18 protein-coding genes are annotated in these 21,345 nt (G+C 56.5%); 7 read left to right on the forward strand and 11 right to left on the reverse strand.

All coding sequences use genetic code 11. The annotated features are described in order from the left end of the window. Positions 1-6 precede the first annotated feature (6 nt). From MUU53_RS08110 to MUU53_RS08140, 7 genes are all read right to left on the reverse strand, one after another. A complete protein-coding gene (locus tag MUU53_RS08110; protein WP_247260453.1) occupies positions 7-1,209 on the reverse strand; it encodes a glycosyltransferase family protein in 1,203 nt (400 codons plus the stop codon). Then, the gene (locus MUU53_RS08115; protein WP_247260454.1) at positions 1,206-2,453 is read right to left on the reverse strand and encodes a glycosyltransferase; all 1,248 of its coding nucleotides are present in this window, start codon (positions 2,451-2,453) and stop codon (positions 1,206-1,208) included. Before MUU53_RS08115 ends, MUU53_RS08110 begins: the two co-directional genes overlap by 4 nt. 5 nt (positions 2,454-2,458) lie before the next feature. Continuing rightward, positions 2,459-3,667 (reverse strand): glycosyltransferase family protein, encoded by a 1,209-nt coding sequence (locus MUU53_RS08120; RefSeq protein WP_247260455.1) that lies wholly within the window; start codon positions 3,665-3,667, stop codon positions 2,459-2,461. Between the two features lie 66 nt (positions 3,668-3,733). After that, positions 3,734-4,906, reverse strand: a complete 1,173-nt coding sequence (locus MUU53_RS08125) for an ABC transporter permease (RefSeq protein ID WP_247260456.1) — start codon at positions 4,904-4,906, stop codon at positions 3,734-3,736. After that, the gene (locus MUU53_RS08130; RefSeq protein WP_062556754.1) at positions 4,903-5,901 is read right to left on the reverse strand and encodes an ABC transporter permease; all 999 of its coding nucleotides are present in this window, start codon (positions 5,899-5,901) and stop codon (positions 4,903-4,905) included. The genes MUU53_RS08125 and MUU53_RS08130 overlap by 4 nt, the downstream gene beginning before the upstream one ends. A gap of 1 nt (position 5,902) precedes the next feature. After that, entirely contained in the window at positions 5,903-7,801 is a 1,899-nt protein-coding gene (locus tag MUU53_RS08135) for an ABC transporter substrate-binding protein (RefSeq protein ID WP_247260457.1), read from the reverse strand. Beyond that, the gene (locus tag MUU53_RS08140) at positions 7,798-9,681 is read right to left on the reverse strand and encodes an ABC transporter ATP-binding protein (protein ID WP_247260458.1); all 1,884 of its coding nucleotides are present in this window, start codon (positions 9,679-9,681) and stop codon (positions 7,798-7,800) included. Before MUU53_RS08140 ends, MUU53_RS08135 begins: the two co-directional genes overlap by 4 nt. Before the next feature lie 241 nt (positions 9,682-9,922). Here MUU53_RS08140 and MUU53_RS08145 point away from each other — a divergent pair, with 241 nt between their 5' ends. After that, positions 9,923-10,906 (forward strand): glycosyltransferase family 32 protein, encoded by a 984-nt coding sequence (locus MUU53_RS08145; protein WP_247260459.1) that lies wholly within the window; start codon positions 9,923-9,925, stop codon positions 10,904-10,906. Between the two features lies 1 nt (position 10,907). On the opposite strand, the gene MUU53_RS08150 is transcribed toward MUU53_RS08145, so the two are convergent. Beyond that, entirely contained in the window at positions 10,908-11,633 is a 726-nt protein-coding gene (locus tag MUU53_RS08150) for a polysaccharide deacetylase family protein (RefSeq protein ID WP_247260460.1), read from the reverse strand. A gap of 2 nt (positions 11,634-11,635) precedes the next feature. After that, positions 11,636-12,715 (reverse strand): glycosyltransferase family 4 protein, encoded by a 1,080-nt coding sequence (locus MUU53_RS08155; protein WP_247260461.1) that lies wholly within the window; start codon positions 12,713-12,715, stop codon positions 11,636-11,638. 197 nt (positions 12,716-12,912) lie between these two features. Here MUU53_RS08155 and MUU53_RS08160 point away from each other — a divergent pair, with 197 nt between their 5' ends. Both MUU53_RS08160 and MUU53_RS08165 read left to right on the forward strand, forming a co-directional pair. Next, a complete protein-coding gene (locus tag MUU53_RS08160) occupies positions 12,913-14,256 on the forward strand; it encodes a nucleotide sugar dehydrogenase (RefSeq protein ID WP_281435036.1) in 1,344 nt (447 codons plus the stop codon). Positions 14,257-14,272: 16 nt separating this feature from the next. Further along, a complete protein-coding gene (locus MUU53_RS08165; RefSeq protein WP_247260462.1) occupies positions 14,273-14,755 on the forward strand; it encodes a class I SAM-dependent methyltransferase in 483 nt (160 codons plus the stop codon). On the opposite strand, the gene MUU53_RS08170 is transcribed toward MUU53_RS08165, so the two are convergent. Together MUU53_RS08170 and MUU53_RS08175 are read right to left on the reverse strand one after the other, a co-directional pair. Then, positions 14,752-15,210 carry a cyclic nucleotide-binding domain-containing protein gene (locus MUU53_RS08170; RefSeq protein WP_247260463.1) on the reverse strand — a complete coding sequence of 153 codons (459 nt, stop codon included), beginning with the start codon at positions 15,208-15,210 and terminating at the stop codon, positions 14,752-14,754. The genes MUU53_RS08165 and MUU53_RS08170 overlap by 4 nt on opposite strands. Before the next feature lie 39 nt (positions 15,211-15,249). Beyond that, the gene (locus MUU53_RS08175) at positions 15,250-17,970 is read right to left on the reverse strand and encodes an ABC transporter transmembrane domain-containing protein (protein WP_247260464.1); all 2,721 of its coding nucleotides are present in this window, start codon (positions 17,968-17,970) and stop codon (positions 15,250-15,252) included. 359 nt (positions 17,971-18,329) lie between these two features. Here MUU53_RS08175 and MUU53_RS08180 point away from each other — a divergent pair, with 359 nt between their 5' ends. The 4 genes from MUU53_RS08180 to MUU53_RS08195 all read left to right on the forward strand — a co-directional run bounded on the left by MUU53_RS08180 (position 18,330) and on the right by MUU53_RS08195 (position 21,341). Next, complete coding sequence (locus MUU53_RS08180) at positions 18,330-19,154, forward strand: transporter substrate-binding domain-containing protein (RefSeq protein WP_247260465.1); 825 nt, start codon at positions 18,330-18,332, stop codon at positions 19,152-19,154. A 92-nt stretch (positions 19,155-19,246) separates the two neighbouring features. Further along, a complete protein-coding gene (locus MUU53_RS08185) occupies positions 19,247-19,888 on the forward strand; it encodes an amino acid ABC transporter permease (protein ID WP_247260466.1) in 642 nt (213 codons plus the stop codon). Continuing rightward, positions 19,885-20,553: an amino acid ABC transporter permease gene (locus MUU53_RS08190; RefSeq protein ID WP_247260467.1), complete on the forward strand. Its 669-nt coding sequence runs from the start codon at positions 19,885-19,887 to the stop codon at positions 20,551-20,553. The genes MUU53_RS08185 and MUU53_RS08190 overlap by 4 nt, the downstream gene beginning before the upstream one ends. Continuing rightward, the gene (locus tag MUU53_RS08195; protein WP_247260468.1) at positions 20,550-21,341 is read left to right on the forward strand and encodes an amino acid ABC transporter ATP-binding protein; all 792 of its coding nucleotides are present in this window, start codon (positions 20,550-20,552) and stop codon (positions 21,339-21,341) included. Before MUU53_RS08190 ends, MUU53_RS08195 begins: the two co-directional genes overlap by 4 nt. Positions 21,342-21,345 lie beyond the last annotated feature (4 nt).

Below are 21,345 nucleotides of genomic sequence, written 5' to 3' on the forward strand. Positions count from 1 at the left end.
GAAAATTTATGATCCTGTGTTGCATTGAGGTTGCGATGAATTGCAAGTCCGCTTTTTTAACTCATCGATGATCCTTGAGGCCGTGTTCGCTGCACCAGCCAGTGATAGTGCGGGCTTCATTCGCTGCGGCGAGCGATCTGCGGCTGAGATAGCCGCCGCGAGGGTCGCACCATTCAACTTTTCCTCTGTCACGACAGTCGCAAAACCGAGCGCCTCCAGCTTCTCGGCCCGAACGCATTGTTCCGTTTCTCCACCTGACGCAAAGGGGATCAGCACGTTAGTGCAGCTCGCCCGCAACAGGTCACAAACGGTATTGTATCCTGCTTGCGAAATGGACAATTGAGCATTCATCAGCAGGTTCGGAAAATCCTTGCGGAAACGGAACAGGCTGACGCCTGCAGGCGTCTCGCGCTCAATCCGTTCGAAATCCGCCTGCGGCATATTCGGGCCCGTTATGATGCACCACAGACGTGTGTCGGAAAGCTCGGCGCGGGCTGTAATTGCGGCCTTGATCAATTGCGCACCGACTGCGCCACCACCCGCCGAGACGACGACATCAAAACGATCCTCGCTGGGTTGCGGCGGATCCGGCGCGACCAGCCCCGTATAGAAGACCTTGTCTGCCACGCGCCTTGCGAGCGGAAATGTGTCTTCCAGACGAACGAAATTTTCGTCGCCATGGACCAGGACCCCGTCAAAATGCTCTTCAATCAGGGTCGCGGTTTCTTCATCGCGGCCAGCCTTTCGATTTTCCTGCAGGATATCCCGCACCGAACTGAAGAGCAGCGGCTTGCGCGGATGCGACCGGATGGCCTCCAGCAGGGGCAGAAGTTCGAAACGCATCTGGCGACGCCCGAATGGAAATGCCTCGATGATGACGGCGTCAGGATCTGCTTGGCGAAAGGCAGCGAGAAGCATCTCAACGCGCAAACTCTTGAGGGGCTCATCCACTGGATTGCCGCTTGCATCCGAAAGTCCAGAAAAGCTGCTGTTCGACGAGAGGATGACCGGCAGCTGCACGTGACGCACACCCTCCCCCGGAAACCCTTCTATGATGCTGCCGCCAGTGACGACCGTGACATCCAGGCCCGCCTGCGACATCGCCTTCGCAACCCGGCTTGCACGCACAAGGTGCCCGATTCCGAGCAGATGCTGCACATAAAAGAATACGCGCTTTCGGCGATCTGAGGCTTGCACAGCGGCTGTCATGGGATCTTGGACCAGCTTGTCGTGAACAGTCTATCGAGATCGCGAATGCTGTTGTGATAGTCGAATTCGCTTCGCACTTTGGCTGCGGCGCTTGTGGACAACCGGACTCTGAGTGCGGGATCGCGGATCATCCGATCCAGTGCGCCAGCCAGCTGGTCGATATCTTCGGATTCCACGAGAAGACTGTTCGTCTCGTTCTCGAACAACTCGACGATGCCCGACACTGTTGTGGATACTACGGGCAAACCCTGGCTGGCTGCCTCGACCATCACGTTCGGCAGCCCGTCCCTGTCACCATCCGAAGTTACCCGGCAGGCGAGCGCAAACAAATCACTAGTCCGGTAATGCTCAAGGACATCCCGTTGGTCCAGTGCGCCTTTCCACGTCAACCGCTTCTGGAGACCCAGTTCATCCGCAAGCGCCTTCAATTTCGAAAGCTCGTCACCTCCGCCGATATGGGTGAAATGCCAGTGTAGATCAGGCGGCAATGTGGCAAGCGCCTTCAGAAGAACGTCATAGCCCTTTTTCTTGACAGCACGCCCAACGCTAAGGATCTGCACAGGATCGAACGCATCCGCACCGGTTCGTGAAGGCCTTGACCCCAGAAAATGCGGGAATCGATCAAGATCCAGCCCATGATAGCTCAGATGGACATTGTTTCGTCCCCTCGAAAGCAGGGTCAGCTGTTCGAAACCAACCTTCGTGCACGTTACCGCCCAGTCGGAATGCGCCAGTTTTTCCTGAAGCTCCCAATCTTCCGATGTCCAGATGTCCTTGGCATGGGCCGACACTGTCCACGGCGTATCGCTGATCATGCTGGCATAGCGCGCGACCGAGGCTGGTGTGTGAATGAAATGCACGTGCAGCCACGCCGCATCGCGCGGCCATTCTGCCACGAGCACCGCAGCCTGACCGAAACGCCGAAAACGATTGCGCGAAAAATCCCGCTTCACATCCGCCCAAAAGGCTTTAAGCGCGCTGGCAAAGCCCTTGGTACGGCAAACCCGCACCAGCGCCTTCAGAACACGAAGCGGTTCTTCGTGCAGATATTCCGGGAGATACCAGACCTTGGCCTTGATCTCGTCGTGAACCGGATGGCGCTTCTTGTCGGTCGGCCTGCGCATGGCAACCAGTTCCAGCGGATAGCCCGCACGCTCCAGTCCGAGCAGTTCCTGCGCGATAAAGGTTTCCGAAAGACGCGGATAACCCTTTAGCAGCACGACAATCTTCTTCTTTTCGGTCACGGCATTCAACCCTGAACGATCTGTAAGTGATTCTCGCCCTTACGCCTGAACCATTCGGCCACAATGCGCGAAATGTTGGGCAAGCCCTCAAGTTGCATGCCAGGCGCGCTGATGGATGGCGGATCGCGTTTCAACAACGCCTTGATGGCAGAGGCAAATTTCAAACTATCGGCCGACTCCTCTGCTGATAGCATGCTGACCAGTCCAAGCTCCGAAGCACGCGTGGCGCGGATTAACTGTTCCTCACGCGGCTGCGTCCGTGGCACAATCAGCGCGGGCTTATCGAAAGAGAGAATCTCGCAATAAGTATTGTACCCGCCCATCGCCAGAACCGCTTTTGCACCGGCTATACGGTCTTCCATTCGATTATCAAACTCGATGATCTCGAGAAGCGGGTTCGCGTCACACGCCTCCTTGAACCTGTTTCGAAGATCTGCCGACATATAGGGGCCGAGCACGATCACCGCCTTGTGCGTCAGTGTCGGATCAGTATCATAGGCAGCGATTACATCGCGGACAAGATCGGCCCCGTCACCGCCTCCACCAGTCGTAACCAGCAAATAATCGCCCTTTTGCGGATTGGGCATGGTCGCATCCTTCGAAGCATTTCTCTGGAGAAAGCCCACAAAATTCATCTTTGACCGAACACTCTGCGGTATCTCGATACCGGTCAAGGGATCGTAGAAGTCAGGTGGCCCGTAGATCCAGACATCATCGTAAAGAGCACCGATCTTGCGCAGAACATCATTTCGCTTCCACTCAGCCTCCAGCAAGTGCGGCGCATCCATCACGTCGCGAAGTCCAAGAATGAGCGTTGTGCCCTTCGTTTTGAGGTAAACCAGCGTATCCTCCACCTCGCCCCGCAGACCGAGGGGCTCTTTGTCGATGATGAAAATGTCGGGTTCAAACGTTTCGGCTGTGTGCCGAATGATGGATTGCCGCATCTTCATGGTCTCATGAAGATCGATATGCTGGTCCATCGACGTGTATTCGCCATTTCGCAGTTTGATGACACTCGGGATCTTCACGAAATCGACGCGTGCTCGATAGTCAAAAGCGCCCGCGATCGTCGCTCCGGAAATAATGAGCACATTCAGCCCGCGATAATCCTCGACCAGCGAGTGAGCAATTGTGCGACAGCGGCGCAGGTGTCCAAGCCCGAAAGTATCGTGGCTGTACATAAGAATGCGAGCGTTTCCAAGACGTTTCGACATGGATCTTGGTCTTCTCCTAGAACATTCGATTGGCTGGAAAACGCGACCCGCGCAATCCGGTCAAACTCATTTATACGGGTCGGCTGCATCTCTAAGACCGTCACCCAGGAAATTGAAGGCGAGGATGACAAATATTACCGGAATGACAGGTAACAAGAGCCATGGGTAAAGCGCAAGAACACTTACGGAGCGGGCTTCAGTCAGAAGTACGCCCCAACTCGTGATCGGAGGCCGAAGCCCAAGACCTAGGAAGCTGAGGGTAGTTTCGCCAAGTATCATGCTCGGAATTGTGAGCGTTGCACTGGCGATGAGGTGGGACATGAAACCGGGCACAAGATGCCGCCCGATGATGCGAGGGCTTTTCGCCCCCATGAGCTGAGCGGCAAGGACATAGTCCTCTTCGCGAAGCGCAAGCAGCTTGGAGCGTACGGCACGGGCAAGACCGGTCCAGTCTAATAATCCGAGAATAAAGGTAATTCCGAGATAAACGAGAAGCGGGCTCCAATCCACAGGCATGATTGCAGCCAGCGCGAGCCAGAGCGGAATTGTTGGAATGGACTGCAGCATCTCGATGATGCGCTGGACCACAAGATCAAACCAGCCACCCCAATAACCAGCAAGTCCGCCGATCACAATGCCGAGAACGAAGCTCGTGGCAACGCCCAGAAGACCAATGGTCAACGAGATGCGCGCGCCGTAGAGAATACGCGAAAAGATGTCCCGGCCCAGCCTGTCCGTGCCCAGCAGGAAGAAGTGCCCGTTTTCGGCCGGGCAGACCAGATGCAGGTTCGCATCGACCAGCCCCCAAAAACGATAAGGCTCGCCACGGCAGAAGAAGCGCAGCTTCTGCACCTCGCCCGTATCTTCGGAATAGACCCGCCGGAGGGTCGTCATGTCGAGCGTCATCTTCTGCCCGTAGACGAAGGGGCCGACAAACTGGCCATCATGGAACAAGTGCACGCTCTGCGGCGGTGCAAAAATATGATCCATATTTCTTGTATGCACTTTGTAGGGCGCAAGGAATTCCACGATCACGATCATAAAATACATGATCAGCAGAGCGATGCCTGAAAACAATGCCAGCTTGTGACGCCGAAAGCGCCACCACATCAGTTTCAGCTGAGACGCTTCATCCAGCGTAGAACTGCCCGATGCGGCATCATCCGCGTAAGGATCGAAAGGCGCTTCGCGCACGTAATGCGGCAGAACGTCCCCGTCTGTGCCAGGCTTCGTCGTCACTTTGTGCTCCCTCCCCGCAGGCGGATACGCGGATCAAGGATGGCCAGCGCGATATCTGAGACAAGCACGCCGACGACCGTCAAAAAGGCCAGGAACATCAGGAACGAACCGGCGAGATACATGTCCTGTGCCTGAAGCGCCCGGATGAGCATCGGTCCGGTTGTTTCCAGAGAAAGAACCACCGCCGTAATTTCAGCACCGGAAATGACGGCAGGCAGGATCGACCCGATGTCAGAAATGAAGAAATTGAGCGACATGCGGAAGGGGTATTTCATTAGCACTTTGAAGGGATGAAGGCCTTTGGCGCGCGCCGTCATCACATACTGCTTGTGAAGCTCATCCAGAAGATTGGCGCGTACTCGGCGAACCATGCCCGCAGTTCCAGCCGTTCCAATGATAATCACCGGGATCCATATATGCTCGAGGATGGATTTGAACTTCTCCCAGCTCATGGGCTGGGAGAGATATTTCTGATCCATCAAGTGACCGATGGAGGTGCCGAACCAGATATTGGCCAGATACATCAGAATGAGCGCGAGCACAAAATTCGGAACAGCGAGACCGATCAGCCCGAAGAGCGTCAATCCGTAATCGCCCCAGCTATACTGGTGCGTGGCCGAATAGATGCCGATGGGAAAGGCCAGCAGCCAGGTGAGGATGATGGTGACGGTGGAAACCAGGATCGTCAGCCACAAGCGGTCGCCTACCACGTCCGACACCGGCATTCTGTACTCGAACGAATAGCCGAAATCACCATGAAGCATTCCGCCGACCCAGTTGAGATAGCGGATCGGCATCGGTTGATCGAAGCCGTATCGCGCCTTCAGATCCTCGATTTCCTGCATATCGGCCTTTTCACCGATGGCCTTCAACTCTTCCACATAGCTTTCGAAAAAGTCACCCGGCGGCAGCTCGATGATCGTGAAGATCAGCATCGAGATCAGCAAAAGGGTGGGTATCATCACCATGAAGCGCCAGGCGATGTATCGGATCATCTCACGCATGGTCGTACCAGAAAGTGTCAGGCATGTAGACGCCGAGATAGGACATGGGGTCGAACCCGTAGAGTCCATCCTTGGGAACGTTTCTCATGCGGCTGGAATGAACGACAGGCTGAAGCGTTGCATTGACGGTTCCGATGGTGAAAACCTGATCCGTATAGATGTTCAGCATTTCGTGCCAGATATGCTCGCGCTCCTCGTGGCTTGACGCACTGCGCCATGCGGCAAAGAGCTTCGACAGCGCAATCGCTTCCGGCAGATCGGAAGCTTTGCCATCGCTGCCGCCGGAAAGATGATAGAGGCCCCAGAGCGGCCACTGCATCTGATCGTCGGTCGTTGGCGCCAGTTCCTTCGGCGACATGTCCGCCGTCGGCACTCCATTGTCGAGCCCCTGGGCGACCGTCATGATCGTGTCGCCACCCTTGACGCGACGCCGCAGCAGTTCGCGCTGCGAGACACGGACAAAAATCTTGATCCCGATTTCCGACCAATGATCACGAACAAGTTCCAGCACATCGCCTTCGACCGTATTTTCGCCTGCGGTTTCAATGATGATCCGTGCTGAGCGACCGTCCGGCAATAAACGCTCACCCTCATCGCCACGCTTGTTAAGACCCGCATCGTCGAGCAGTTTGTTCGCAAGTGAAGGATCGAATGCCGACCAGGCTTCACGATATTCCGGCTTGAATAACGGACTTTCAGGAAGGATCGTATTGGAACTCTCGCGCGCGAGGCCAAAGAACGCAGCCTTGTTGATCTCACGCCGGTTGATTGCCAGGGAGAGAGCGCGTCGCACGCGCACATCCCGCCACAGGTTCCGCCAGACTTCATCCTTGCAATTGAGGTTTGGGAAGAAAACTAAGCGCGACCCTTGAATCCGCTTCCAAAGGTCGACGGTCAGAGGATAGCGCTCCTCCGCATTCTTCAGGAATGTGTAATCGGCGAAGTCCAGGTTTGTGACCTGCAGATCGCTTTCGCCGGTTCCGGTCTTGGCAGCAACGAGGTCGCCTGCGCTCACATCCATGAATATCCGGTCGATATAAGGCAGCTGCAGCCCGTTCTCGTCGACGCGGTGGTAATAGGGATTTCGCTCAAACACAAAGCGCCCCGCTGGCGGCGCCGTTCGCGGTCGCCATGCATCAAGGGTCGGCAGATCAGGATTTTCGGGCCGCACGGTGCGCGACATTTTCTGGTGCAAGGCTACCCAGTCCTCGACACCCTGCTGCTTGATCAGTTCCTCAAGCTTTTCCTTTGTCTGATAACTCACATGGAACTGCTTGAGGTAGTTGGCTGGATGCATCAAGCGAAGCGGCGATGGCGAGGCGATATCCGCCATAAAGTCAGGATTTGCCTCATCCCAGCTGTAGCGAACAGTCAATCTGTCCAGCGCCTCGAACTTGGGTGGCTTGCCACCGATCTTGAGGCTGGCGGGCACGCCACCCTTGTAGAGCTTCTTGTTATGGAACATATCGTCCCATACGTAGCGGAAATCGTCGGACGTAAAGTCACTGCCATCCGACCACTTGTGCCCCTCGCGCAGGCGGAAGGTGAAAATCCGGTCTTCCTTGATCTCGAAGCTTTCAAGGATGTCCGGCTTCAGTTCGAGATGCTCGTCATAGCCTGTAAGTCGCGAATAGGAAAAAATCGGCGCATAGCGAATATCGCGCTGGCTGCCGATCATCATGCGAACGGTGCCGCCATGCCGCCCGGGCAGTTTGCCGGTTTCCGCAAGCTTCACGACGCGTGGAGTTTTGGGCAGGCGTTCCGCAACCGGCGGCAAGGGTTTGCCATCCATACCCGATCTCAGAAACTCAGAGTCCTGAAAGGCTGCGAAGACACGATGCGGAACCAGAGTTGATGCAAGAAGAGCAAGTGCATGCCGACGGCTGATCATGGGCGCAACTCCCGCACATCGACATTGCGGCGCGCCAGCACCAGATGCCCCTCACCGAGATCAGCGTGCGCGAGATCGCCCGGCGCATCTTCCTGGAACTGCCGTGCCCATTGCTTCCTGGCCTCGGCGCTGGGTTGACCGATTGCAGCAAAGTCGAGCGGCCTGTCCAGATTCGGCGTCGGAACCGCAGCCAGAAGCTTCTTGGTATAGGGATGCACGGGATTGCGCATGATCAAGTCACAAGGCGCAATTTCCACAATGCGCCCGGCATACATGACAGCGACCCTGTCTGCCATGTAGTTCACCACGGCAAGGTTATGCGAGATGAACAGGTAGGTCAGCCCGAGATCCTTCTTCAAATCCTTCATCAGGTTGAGGATCTGGGCCTGAATGGAAACGTCGAGCGCAGAAACTGGCTCGTCACAGATCAGCAGGTCCGGCCCAAGCGCCAGAGCGCGCGCGATACCAATTCTCTGACGCTGTCCACCGGAGAAGCTGTGCGGGTAGCGACCCATGGCGTTTTCCGGCAGACCAATCGCCCTGATCAAACGCTTCACGGCGTCGAGACGCGCCTTGGCATCACCGCGTTGATGGATTTCCAGTGGCTCGCTGACAATGTTGCGGACCGTCATACGCGGGGAAAGCGAAGAAATCGGATCCTGAAAGACCATCTGAATTCGCTGGCGCAACAGGTTGAGATCTTCGCCACGCGCGTTCAGAACGTCGATGGGGCCGCGCTCGCTTTGAAACGAAACCTCACCTGCATCAGCCGTGACGCCTCGCATCAGGATCTTGCTGAGCGTCGTCTTGCCGCAACCGCTCTCGCCTACAAGGCCTAGCGTTTCACCGCGCCGGATATCGAAACTTACGTCATTGACAGCGAGCGTCGAGGGCGATGCGCCCAGACCGAAGCCGCCGCCGCGCTTTGTGACGAATGATTTGGAGACGTTCCGAACACTCAACACCACATCGCTATGGGCCTCGGCATGCTTTTTCCGGTCCACGAGACCCACTGCATCGACTTCGATTTCGCGCAAGGGCTTCAGTCTCGCGCTTCGCGGCATTTCGAAGTCTGGCACCGCGGCCATCAAGCCTTTCGTGTAGGGATGGCGCGCATTGCGGAAGATTGCGTCGACGGGGCCCGCCTCCATGACCTCGCCGCGGTAGACGACAACCACTTCGTCGGCCATGCTTGCCACGACACCCAGATCATGCGTGATCAGCAGCATGGCCATGCCGAGGCGCGACTGAAGATCACGCAGCAGTTTGAGGATCTGCGCCTGGATCGTCACGTCCAGAGCGGTGGTTGGCTCGTCGGCAATCAACAGGGAAGGTCCGCAGACAAGCGCCATGGCAATCATGGCACGCTGGCGCATGCCGCCGGAAAGCTCGAACGGGTACATGTTGAAGGCGCGGGCAGGATTGGAAAATCCGACCAGCGACAGCATTTCTTCGCACCGTTCCTGACGCTCCTTCGGCGACAGCACTGTATGGATTTTGAGAACCTCTTCGATCTGGTTGCCGACCGTATGCATCGGCGAGAACGAGGTCATCGGTTCCTGAAAGATCATTCCGATGCGATTGCCCCGGATACTGCGCATCTTGCGGCCCTCATTGGGCAGTGCCAGCAGGTCGATACGCTCTTTAGTATCAGGATCGTTGAAATAGATATGACCGCTCGTTTGGGCCGCGGGGGTCTCGATGCCCATCACGGCACGACCAAGCACGGATTTTCCAGAGCCGGACTCACCAACCAGCGCCGTTACCTTGCCGGGCCTGATACGCATGCTGATATTTTTGACCGCATGGATGCTGCCGCCCCATAGCGGGAAGGACACCGATAGTCCTTCGATGCGGAGCAAGTCGGTCTGCTCATTCATTCACGTATTTCCCGGCAGCCCTGTGCGGTCTATCGATCAGGGCGGGTTCCCTTTGTTTTTTAGGACCGTATCGCAGCATATTGCCTATGTCTATGTTCCAAGCCTACAACAACGCGGACCTGAAGCGCCATTTGCACCGGAAAGATTTCGGGAGGATGACGGCGACCTCAGATTGTTTGGCGAGCCTTGCAATTTTGCCACCCGTAACGTCAGCCGCCTTTGCGATGGATCAAATGTCACCATGACCAAGCCTGAACTGCAGAAGAAGGAAGCGCGCGAAAGGCTGGAAGAGGCGCGAAAGCTCATTTCGGCCGGGGAGTGGGAGGCTGCGGAAACAATCCTTGCCTCGATTGCAGCTCCTTCGATGGCGGATCCCGCCTTGCGACTGGGAAGCGAAACCGTCCTTGGCATGCCGCGCAAGGTCCAATCCGCGCTTCTGAAAATCGCTAAACTCCGTTCGGACAGCGTTGCCAAAGCTGGCCTCCAGTATCTGCTCGTACCTCCACCATCGCTTCTCTTGCCGCTCACGGACTTCAGTCTGGAGGAGCGTCGGGACATGAACGAACTCAACCGCCAGCCTGTCCCGCGTATGCTGCATCAGATCTGGCTTGGGCAATTGCCTGTTCCGCCCTCGGCAGCGAAGTGGAAACGCCATGCTGAGCAGAACGGCTTTCGCTACCGGCTGTGGCGAGAGGCTGACCTGGAAGCCTTGAATGTTCCTCGGCATCCTGCCTTTGTTGAAATGATGGAGGCGGGTGACCTGCCGGGTGCGGTGGATGTCGCGCGCTATTTCATCTTGCATGCGCAGGGTGGGATTTACCTGGATTGCGATTGGTATCCGGCACGCGATGACCTGAGCTTTTCGGATGTCCTGCCCCTCATCGGATTGTCAGCTCTGTTGGAGGATACGCCGCGCGACACGGGACTGGGAGGCGCCTTGCTGACGAATTCCTTCATCGCAACACCTGCGCGCCACCCGGTTTTTGCACGCCTTCTCGACATCATTCCGGAAGCGACACGCAGGCTGCCGGATGGTCCGGCCTGGTGGTCTACGGGGCCGCTAATCATGACGCTCCTGTTTCGGCGAACGACATTCACCGTTCCCGATGCCGCTATCGTCGCTGCCAATCTTCAGCGCCGTGCGCCGATTGAGGAGGTTGAAGCAGCGCAGGCTGCAGCGCAGGCCTCGGGAAATGGTCTACTGATTGGCTGGAAATCCTGGTAGATCAATTCGCCATGAGTTCAGACGCACGGCGCCATTGGCATGCCTTGTGCTCAGCGGTCATGCGCAAGAAATTCTCGAGAAAGTTCCACGCGGCCTCGTCATGAACGAGGTGGTGGGTAAGCAGGCCCAAGGCAGGAACGGGTTGATCGACGTAAGCCAACAACTCCTCGTACAAGGTCTCGGCCTCTTTCCCGCCCCGTACGCCACGCCAGTTCATGATGTCTACATGCGTATTGAGGAGCGGAAGGGTTGCAGTCCTTTCACGCCCGAAGACAGACAGAGACCTGTAGCCCAGCTTTGGCAATTGCTCAGCAATCTCGGGGGAAATCCGGTTCCACGGCGGCACCATCATGGGAATGAAACGTTGGCCATGCAGAGCCTGCAGTTTGCCAAGGCCCGCCTGAATTTCGTTCAGGATCACCGGAAGCGGGCGATCATTGCCGAGTTCCTGCTTCTTTGCGGGCGGCTTCGAGTAGCTCTGGTGAGACCACCCATGCACAGCAACTTCAACGGCCGGGAAGCGCGCCAGATACTCGACTAGCGGAAATCCGGTCTTTTCCGGTATCACCGCCAACGTCGGCGGAACAGAATGGCGTTCACATAACGTCAGCAGCCGGTCGAGAGCAGGCGTAACATCCACCGCATCGTCATCACGCAGCCACAGCGTCAACGTCCGACCTTCGGCAGCCAGTTGATCCAGACGCTCGCGCCATAAAGTTTCGAACATGCTTACCTCAAATTGGAACGAAGGATGGAACCCAGTCGGCCCGCAGCCGCCTCAAGGGAATGGACACGCTCGGCGCGGTGCCGCGCGTTTCCTGCCAGTTTCGAGCGTAGTTCGTCATCCCTTAGCAGCAGTCGAATGGCATTTGCATAATCCTCAGGATCCGAAGATTTGGTCAACAGCCCGGTCTCGCCGTGAGATACGACTTCAGGCACGCCAGCGGTTTTTTCTGCGATGACTGGCACACCCGCAGCCTGCGCCTCGAGATAGGCTAAGCCGTAAGCCTCTCCATGCCCCGGCCAGACGTAGATAGACGCGCGCGCTAGGTGATCCGCAATCTGCTGCGGCTGCAACTGACCGAGAAACGAGATCCGAGCTGACGGAAAATCTGAAAAGCAGCCTTCAACCTCCGCTCTTGCTGGTCCGTCACCAATGATCGACAGCCGCCAGTCTTCGTCCTTTAGGAGCAGCAGTGCCGCAGCGAGCGTCCGGTAGCTGCTGAGCTTGTCGCCCTCGCGCATCATTGCGACTGTAATCAGTTGCCTCTGTTCGGGTTGAGGGGTCAGGTCGCGGAATGGCGTCACATCAATGAACGGTGGCAGCCGTTCGCATCGTGCCTCGGGAGCGGCATCCAGAATGCCCCGTCGGTCTCGTTCGGTCAGGCAGATGTTGACGGCTGCGAACTTCAATCCTTCAAGAACCCGCTGCTGCGAAAGCGCCCACTTGCCGATGTTGCGCCGCTGCGAGTAGGACGACTCTGCAGTCACGTAGGGAATACCATGCCTGCGACAGAGATCCGGACCTAGGAGATCCGGTGACTTGTAGTACGGGTGATAGCAAAACCAGAGGTCTGGCTTCCCCTGATCGGCCCATAGGATATCGATACGCCGTATTTCCTGCTGAGCATCCATGGCGAACTGTTCCGCAACATCCGGTGTCGCTGAATAACTACGCAGTTCTGAAACGACGTCCACCTCATGACCGGCTATGGTCAAGGCCCTTATCAACTGCTGCGCCATTAGCCGGTCCCCCGAAGGAACAGGATGGTGTGGCGATTTCAGTGGAGCATAGAAAGCGATTTTCATAGTGCTGAGATAGGAACGAGGATGCCACTCTTTGCAAGTCTGCCGATCAGAATTAATTGATGCGCTTCTGCCCGTGCTTGCCTATCTAACCTTTACCGCACCCTTGACACAGGTGGTATGGAACCTCAACTGAGCGCGACGGAAAAGCGCTTCGTGCACCATCGCACGCAACATCGCAGCATCACGGAGAGAACCCCTTGAGTCAGGCAGAGATCGCGAACCATCCTCTTGTCACCGCGATCCGCTCCAAGACGATCAAGGCCGGCGTTATCGGTCTGGGCTATGTTGGCCTGCCACTGGCCATGAGCATTTCACGCGCCGGCTTCCAGACACTTGGTTTCGATATTGATACCGAAAAAATGGTACGGATCGACGCGGGCAAAAGCTACATAGAAGCGGTGCCGAGCGACGTTCTTGCTGCCGAGCGAGCCGCGGGCCGCTTTTCCGCGACAGATGATTTCGGGCGTCTTGCCGAATGCGACGTGATTGCGATCTGCGTCCCGACGCCCTTGACGCGTTATCGTGATCCAGACTTGAGTTTCGTCGAAAACACCTGTCGGCAGATCGCGAAAGTGCTGCGCCCCGGCCAGTTGATAGCGCTGGAATCGACCACCTATCCAGGAACGACTGACGAGATCATGCGCCCCATTCTGGAGGCCTCCGGCTTGAAGGCGGGTGAGGATTTCTTTCTCGGCTATTCGCCTGAACGGGAAGACCCTGGCAATCGCGACTTCAACACCTCCACGATACCGAAGGTCGTTGCAGGCGATGGCGAGCTTGCCAGTGAGATGATGAAAGCCTTCTACGGCGCCGTGGTCGATACAATCGTGCCCGTCACTTCCGTGCGAACAGCCGAGGCGGTGAAGCTGACGGAAAACATCTTCCGCGCTGTCAACATCGCCCTCGTCAACGAGTTGAAGCTCGTCTACGACGCAATGGGTATCGATGTCTGGGATGTGATCGAGGCGGCCAAAACCAAGCCGTTCGGCTATATGCCTTTCTATCCGGGTCCGGGTCTTGGCGGTCACTGCATTCCGATCGATCCGTTCTACCTCACATGGAAATCACGCGAGTTCGAACAGCCAACCCGCTTTATTGAACTTGCGGGCGAGATCAACACATCCATGCCACGCTACGTGGTGGAGAAGCTTGCAGAAGGGCTGGACCGTCGCCTTGGCAAGGCGCTCAGCCGCTCGCGTATTCTGATCATGGGATTGGCCTACAAAAAGAACGTGCCAGACATTCGCGAGAGTCCTTCCCTTCGCCTGATGGAGTTGATCCTCGAGCGCGGTGCGCAGGTGGAATATCACGATCCGTACCTCGAAGAGATTCCCAGAACACGCGAATACGGGCACCTGAAAGGCCGTAAATCGGCGAGCCTCGATCAAACGACGGCTGATGCTTTCGATGCGGTTGTGATCGCGACCGACCATGATTCCGTCGACTATGCGAGCCTTGAACAATGGGCGCCGCTTATCATCGATACTCGCAACGTCTACGCGCGGCGGGGAATTTCCTCGGATAAGGTCATCAAGGCCTGATCGACTGGAGAAAATTTTGAGCAGACTCGATAGTTTCATCAACCGCATGAGCGCCCAGCGCGATCTGTTGAACCATGTGCGTGATAACCTTGTCTTGCCGGAAGCCGGCGAGGTCTTCGAAATCGGCCTCGGCAATGGCAGAACCTACAGCCATTTGCGGGAGAATTTTCCCGGGCGGCGTGTCATCGCCTTTGACCGGAAACTCGCTTCACATGCCTCTGCGACACCCGCAGCGGACGATTTTGTCGAGGGTGAAATCCGGGAAACTGGACAGGCCTTCATTGGCCGACAGGCTGCACTGGTTCATGCTGATATCGGCACAGGCTATGATGACAAGGATGCGATCACCCTGATATGGCTTCCGCAAATGGTATCCGGCATGCTGGCAAGTGGCGGAGTGGCGGTCAGCGGCCTGCCCCTCGATCATACAGACCTGGAACTGCTTCCTCGCCTTCCCAGCATCGCGGAAGGTCGCTATTTCCATTACAGGCGGCGTTAAAGAACTGCCTCTTGGGAAAATCTCTTTCCCACACCGCCAATCCGATCTCGAAGAGTTTCAGCAAGAACGCGACTAATTTCGAAACTCATTCTCGGATTGTCGGAAACGAGCCGAAGCAGGCAGTCCCGGCCGATCTTGAGCGCTTCGACATTCGTCAGGGCAGTTGCGGTCATGGCTCTTGGCTGATCGGAAAGAAGGCACATCTCGCCCAGCATAGAGTTTGGCTCCGCATGCGTGGTTTCACACCGTCCGCATGGACTGGACGCGGTGAGCCTGACATTGCCGCTGAGAAGCACGAAGGTTGCTTCCGGAAAATCGCCTTGCATGAAAATCGCGTCACCGGGTTCATAGGATATGCGATAAGAGGCGAATGCCAGCAGTTTCAGCTTACATGGATCCACCCGGTTGAAGTAAGGAATGTTCCGCAGTAGCTCGACTTCTTCCCTCAGCAACATAGCGCCGCATGCCCCCTTCACGCGTCGGCTGCCTCCACCTCAGGCAACCAACGATCTAAATATTCCACTGTCTCGATCCAGCGCCTCGAAAGACCCGTCCTCAGCGACCGTGCCGCGGTCGAATACAATCACTCGATGAAACAATCGTGACAGGGAAGTGTTAGAAAGAACCCAAATGACTGTCGGATCATTGTCCTGTTCCTTCAGGAAATCAATAACAGCCTTAACGATTTCCTCCTGAACGCGCCTGTCCAACCCCGGCAAAGCGCGATTGAAGATGTAGAAATCGGAACGTCGCACCAACGCCCGCGCAAGGCTCAGCTTGTGGCGCTGCGTCAGGGTCAACCGACGCCCTCCCGTTCCGACCTCGAAGCTCAACCCAAGAGCGATGAAGCTCTCGAACAGTCCCTTCTCGCGCATGATTTCGCCAGCGATTTTCCTGATCTTCGCCGGAGCATCTGCAACACGATGAGACAACTTTCCGAAAAGCACATTCTCTCGAAGAGTCGCCGCAGCCATGTAGCGGTGTGGATCATATCTCTCGATCCGGTCCCGCAGGTTCGCGGGCAGATTGGCGTAGAATTTGTCGCGCGCTGCCACCACCGCATCCATGATATCCTGCGTCAACACACCAAAACGATAGCGCGGCTCGACATAGTGCAGGCTGAGGCGGACGACGGAACGCGCTTCCTCCTCGGTTATGGCTGCTCCGGTGCGGGATTGCATACGTTGCAAAAGCTGCTGATACTTGGCGATGTCCTCGGCACTGACGCGGTCGAGTTGCTGGAAGAACGGATGTTCCGGCGGCAGATCTGCGAAGATTTCGACCAGATCGTCTGCGATCTTCAGACCCATCTCATAGAGCATCTCATAAAGACCGCTGACTTCGAGCACCTCGAAAAGATACTCGCTTTCCGTCACATCGCCGTCGGAGCTGGACGAAATGCGCGTCGCAGCAAACAGAAGGTTTTCCGCAACAGTCGCTTCGGGGTTATAGGTCGCCGGATCAAAATGGGCGACGATGTTCGAGAGCCCTTCAGCCTGAAGAGTTTCTCTCAAGGAATGACGCATCTCGACGATCCGCCCCGCCAGTGCCGGGTTTTCCTCTGGATCCAGATAGGAGTGGAGCGCAAGCTCCATGACATCCGGCGTCAGTTGAACGGCATCGAGCGCACGCATGAGTGACTGCTTGAGATCGTCGTCAAACCCGCGCAAGACCGATGTCGACCGGCGATCTATCCAGTCTGCATTGAGGTCGAACGCACAATTCCCAGCCAGTTCCGCCTCCCGGATCTCCCAACTGCGATGAGTGGCTTCCTCGCCGCTATAGGTCACACTCGTCGTCGGCGCGTGCTTCAATCCGTAGAGCAGATTGTCTTTCAGGCTGCCATGGAAGAAGTAACTGTCTGCCGAAGCATAACTGATCTTGCGGCCCGACACCGCTTCCGGCAATTCCAGCAAATCGGTATCGCCGAGACTGACGCGACCGGACGCAGGCCAGACAATACGGGCGAAGGATTCCGCCAGACTCTCGCCGCCGTTGCCTGCATTGTCGATGATGGCAATGGTTTCGCCTCGCTCGATCTTGAGCGTCACGTTGTCGAGGGTCTTTGCGCCACTTCCGTCGATAACCGTCAGGTTTTGAGCCGCGAGAACCGTACCCGCATAAGCAGGCGTCACGGGCTTTACCTCATGCAGGGACGGATCAACGAGCTGCCCGTGCTCAAACTGCTCGAGGACCTGTTCATACTTGACCTGAACATCCTGGCGGGACTGATCCCAGTCGATCAGCTCTTTCAATGGGCCCGGCAGATCTTTGTAGGCGTTGATGACAGCGACCAGTTGGCCAACATCGAGCGATCCCTTGAGGGCGAAATAACCGCCGATGGAATAGAACAGAAACGGAGTCAGCTGGGAAAGGAAGTTATTGACGAATTTGACAAGAAACTTCCACTGATAGAGCTCGTAGCGGATTTTATAAATATGGCCGAGCCGATGCGCGATATCCGCGCGCTCATAATTGCTCGTGTCATAGGTGTGGATCGTATCAATGCCGTCGACGATTTCTCCAACCTTGCCAGCAAGATGACGCGCCGTGATCTGTCGCTGACGTCCAAGATCAATCAGCCGCCGCCGCATTTTCGGAATGATGCCCACCTGAATGGCAACCATGACGAAGGCAATCATCCCAAGCGCAAGATTCTGGAGGAAAATAAAGAAGAGCGCCGCCGCAGCCTGACCACCGAGCATGACCGGTTGAACGAAAGCATCTCCGGTAAAGCCGCCGAACGGCTCCACCTCATCTTTCACCATCGTCGAGACTTCAGCCCCATGGGCCTGTTTCAACGCGCTAGGTGGAAAGCGTAGAACCCGATCCACCAGTTCGAACCGGATTCGTCTCAGCAGCCTTTCACCCAGCCGACCCTTGTAGGTGTTGATGTAGAATTTGAAGAGGCCGTTGACGATGACGAGAAACAGAAAAACGCCGCTCAAGGCCATGAGCATGGACATACGATCCAGCTCGAAGCCCTCGAAACTCCAGCTCAGATCGGTGAAGGGAACCGCGAGGGTGAACTCCATGAACAGCGCCGTGGAGTCCGCCGTCTCGAAACCGCTTCCCTGAATGGGGCCGTTGATGATCTGCTTCGGCAAATCGAACGCAGCGAAATAAGGGACCATGGAAAGCAGCACGATGGCCAGGATGAACACCTGCTGCCGCCGGGTATGCTTCCAGATATAGCGTAGTAGGTTGCGTTCCATGGGCGGCGTTTCATCGATCTCATCACAAACCGATTTACGGCCGAAGCACGAGACGGTTCAAAGAATGGACATATACAAAGTCTTGTGCGTGCAGCCAATCGGATTGAAATGCCCCTACGAGGCCATTATGCTGAAAGTTTGGTTGGGTGTGTCCGTTTCGCTGCATTGCATCGCTACTGAGTTCTCTCATGTCTCGAATAGCTTGGATTGCACAAAATTTAGCCCTGCAAATATTATAAACAAAGCATTGACACGGACCGAATCCAGCGTTCTATTTGTATAGTCAAAAGAGACCGAAAACATCGGTCCGAGGGGAACAGTGCTGCGGGCAACCAAGCTCGAAAACGGGAGCAACCATCATGCTGAAAAGACATTTCCTCAAGGCGGCCGCCTGCGCCGCATTCTTCCTGGGCGCATCACTAAGTGCCCACGCCGAAGATATCCTTGCGAAGGCAAAAGCCGCTGGGACCCTCAAGGTCGGTACCGAGACGGCTTTCGCGCCATTCGATTTCATTGATGCTGGTACGCATTCGGGTCTCAATGTCGATCTGTTCGCCGAAATCGGCAAAGAGCTTGGCGTTAAGATCGAATGGGTAACGCTGCCGTGGGAAGGCGTATTGCCCGGCCTTGAAGCAGGGAAGTTCGACGTTGTTGCCGGACCAGCGACGATCACTAAGGCACGCATGGAGCGTTATCGCTTCACATCGCCAATCGCTGAGGCAACTGTTGCAATTCTCAAGAAGGCCGGTGCGCCTATCAGCAAGCCGGAGGATATCGCAGGCAAGGCCGTCGGAGTCGGCAAGGCGACGGCGCAACTGGCTCAATTGACCGAATTTTCCGCAACATTGCCGACCAAGGTCGATATCCGCGAATATCCGGCCTTCAATGATGCCTATGCCGATATGGCGGCTGGCCGTATCGTTGCGGTCGCAAACTCGCTCCCGAACATCGCATTCGTCGCCAAGCAACGGGCCGGCATGTTTGAAGTCGTGCAGCCACCTTTCGGAAAGAAGACCTATTTCGGGTATGTTGGCCGCAAGGATGCAGACTACGCTCCGCTAATGGACGCCATCGATGCTGCTCTCATCAAGATGAAGGGTGACGGTCGCATGGCAAAGCTTCAGGATAAGTGGTTCGGTACGAAGTTCGATACTCCGGACATCGTCAAGGAACCCGCGATCTGACAACGGGATCGATGAGGAACGGCTTTGTTGAATCCTGAGCCGTTCCATTTCTCAGCTGCGCCTTGTCTAGCACGACTGCTCCGGGTGAGCCCATGACATTCAAGCTTTTCAACCTGCTGGTACAGGCTTCGGTCTGGACAATCGGCATCAGTGCCATTTCGATTGTGATTGGCTTCATCCTGGCGCTTGGTTTGTCTGCAGCGCTCTTGTCGGCACGAAAACTTTACCGGCGTCCGGCGGAGTTCTTCATAAGCTTTTTCCGCGGCGTGCCGCTTCTGGTGCAATTGCTGCTGATTTATAATCTGTTGCCCTTCATCGGCTTGAATGTCCCGAGCATTGTCGCCGCCATCGTCGGGATGTCACTTTGTACCGCAGCCTATCAGGCCGAAAATCTCCGCGGCGGTTTCGAGAGCGTACCGAAGGGCTTCATCGAGGCTGCCGACATGGCAGGTCTGTCCCCCCGGCAGATTTTCATGCGCATCAAAGCGCCTATCGCGCTGAGGTTGACGTTCCCGGCGCTCGTGAATGAGGCCATCATGATCCTCAAATCCTCCTCGCTGGTCTCGGTCGTAGGCATCGTGGAGATCACACGCATGGCGCAGGATCTCGCATCCTCAACCTACATGCCAATCGAGATCTTTTCATCTGCCGCGATCATCTATCTGGCGATTTGCTGGATCGTTGCGATGACAGGCAAGTATGTCGAACGCTCTCTTCCGGGAGCAGTGAAATGATGTTCGATCCAAACGTCATCCTGCGTCATATGCCAGAAATCATGAGTGGTACGGCGGTCACGCTGGCGCTCTGGATTACAGGGATGCTGCTGGGCGTCATTCTAGGTTTCATCATCGCCACCCTGAGGCGCTACGGAAGCCCCCTGCTCGACGTGCCGCTGGGCCTGATTGTCGAGGTGCTGCGTGGAACGCCGTTCCTGATCCAGATATTCCTCGTCTACTACGGCGGTCCGTTCATTGGCATATCGCTGGATCCGATACCCTGCGGTCTGCTGGGTCTGAGCATTTATGCGGCCGCCTATTATTCCGAGATATTCCGGGCAGGCTACCAAGCGGTGCCGCATGGTCATTTCGAAGCAGCAGAGTGTCTCGGCCTGTCACGGTTGCAAATCATCCGCCGCATTCTGCTGCCTGAGATGGCGCTGATCGTCCTTCCGCCCTCGGTCAATCTTGCCGTGATCCTCTTGAAGGAGTCGGCAGTCCTGTCGATCATCACCGTGCCGGAGCTGACGACGACTGTCAGCGCGATTGGCTCGCAGGAATATGCTTTCCTCGAGGCCATCTTCCTTCTCGCCCTGATTTACTGGTTCATCGTGGAAGCCGCTGCCCGCCTGGGACGAGCGGCCGAAGCTCGACTTTCGACCTACAGGTTTGCCGCGCCATGACGCTTCCCGCCATTTCCGTTCAAAATCTCGTCAAGCGTTTCGGCACATCGACCGTTCTCGAAGCGATCAACCTGACGATCCCGGCGGGGCAGGTCTCCTGCCTTATTGGTCCATCCGGCTCAGGTAAAAGTACGCTGTTGCGCTGCCTCGCATTTCTTGAAGAAGCGAGCGAAGGCATGATCACCGTGAATGGAGAAGCTCTCGGCTTCTTCGAGAACAGTCGCGGCGAACGCGAAAGACTGCCGCTTGCGCAGATCCGGCGTGTTCGCTCGCAGATCGGCATGGTCTTCCAGCAGTTCAATCTCTGGCCACACATGACGGCGCTTGGAAACGTTGCTGAGGCGTTGAAGACCGTGCACAAGGCGCCGAAGGCCGAGGCCGAAGAGCGCGCATTGGCGCAGTTGACAAAAGTGGGTCTTGCGAACCGTGCGGGCCATTATCCGTCCCAACTTTCGGGCGGACAGCAGCAGCGCGTCGCAATTGCCCGCGCACTCGCACTGCAGCCCAAGATCATGCTGTTCGACGAGCCGACATCTGCCTTGGACCCGGAACTCACTGGCGAAGTTCTCAACGTCATGCGCGACCTTGCCACCGAGGGGATGACCATGGTCGTCGTCAGCCATGAGATTGGCTTTGCCGCGACTGTAGCGCAGCAGATCAGCTTCCTCGATCAGGGCCGGATCCTGTTTGCGGGTGCACCAGGGCACGTTTTTGCCAAGCCGCGCCACCCGCGCCTCGAGCAGTTTCTGGATACTTATCTCGATCGCGGCGCATCCATGCTGGTATGACGTC

Origin of the sequence: Affinirhizobium lemnae, assembly GCF_022968395.1 — a bacterium.
GTDB lineage: Bacteria > Pseudomonadota > Alphaproteobacteria > Rhizobiales > Rhizobiaceae > Neorhizobium > Neorhizobium lemnae.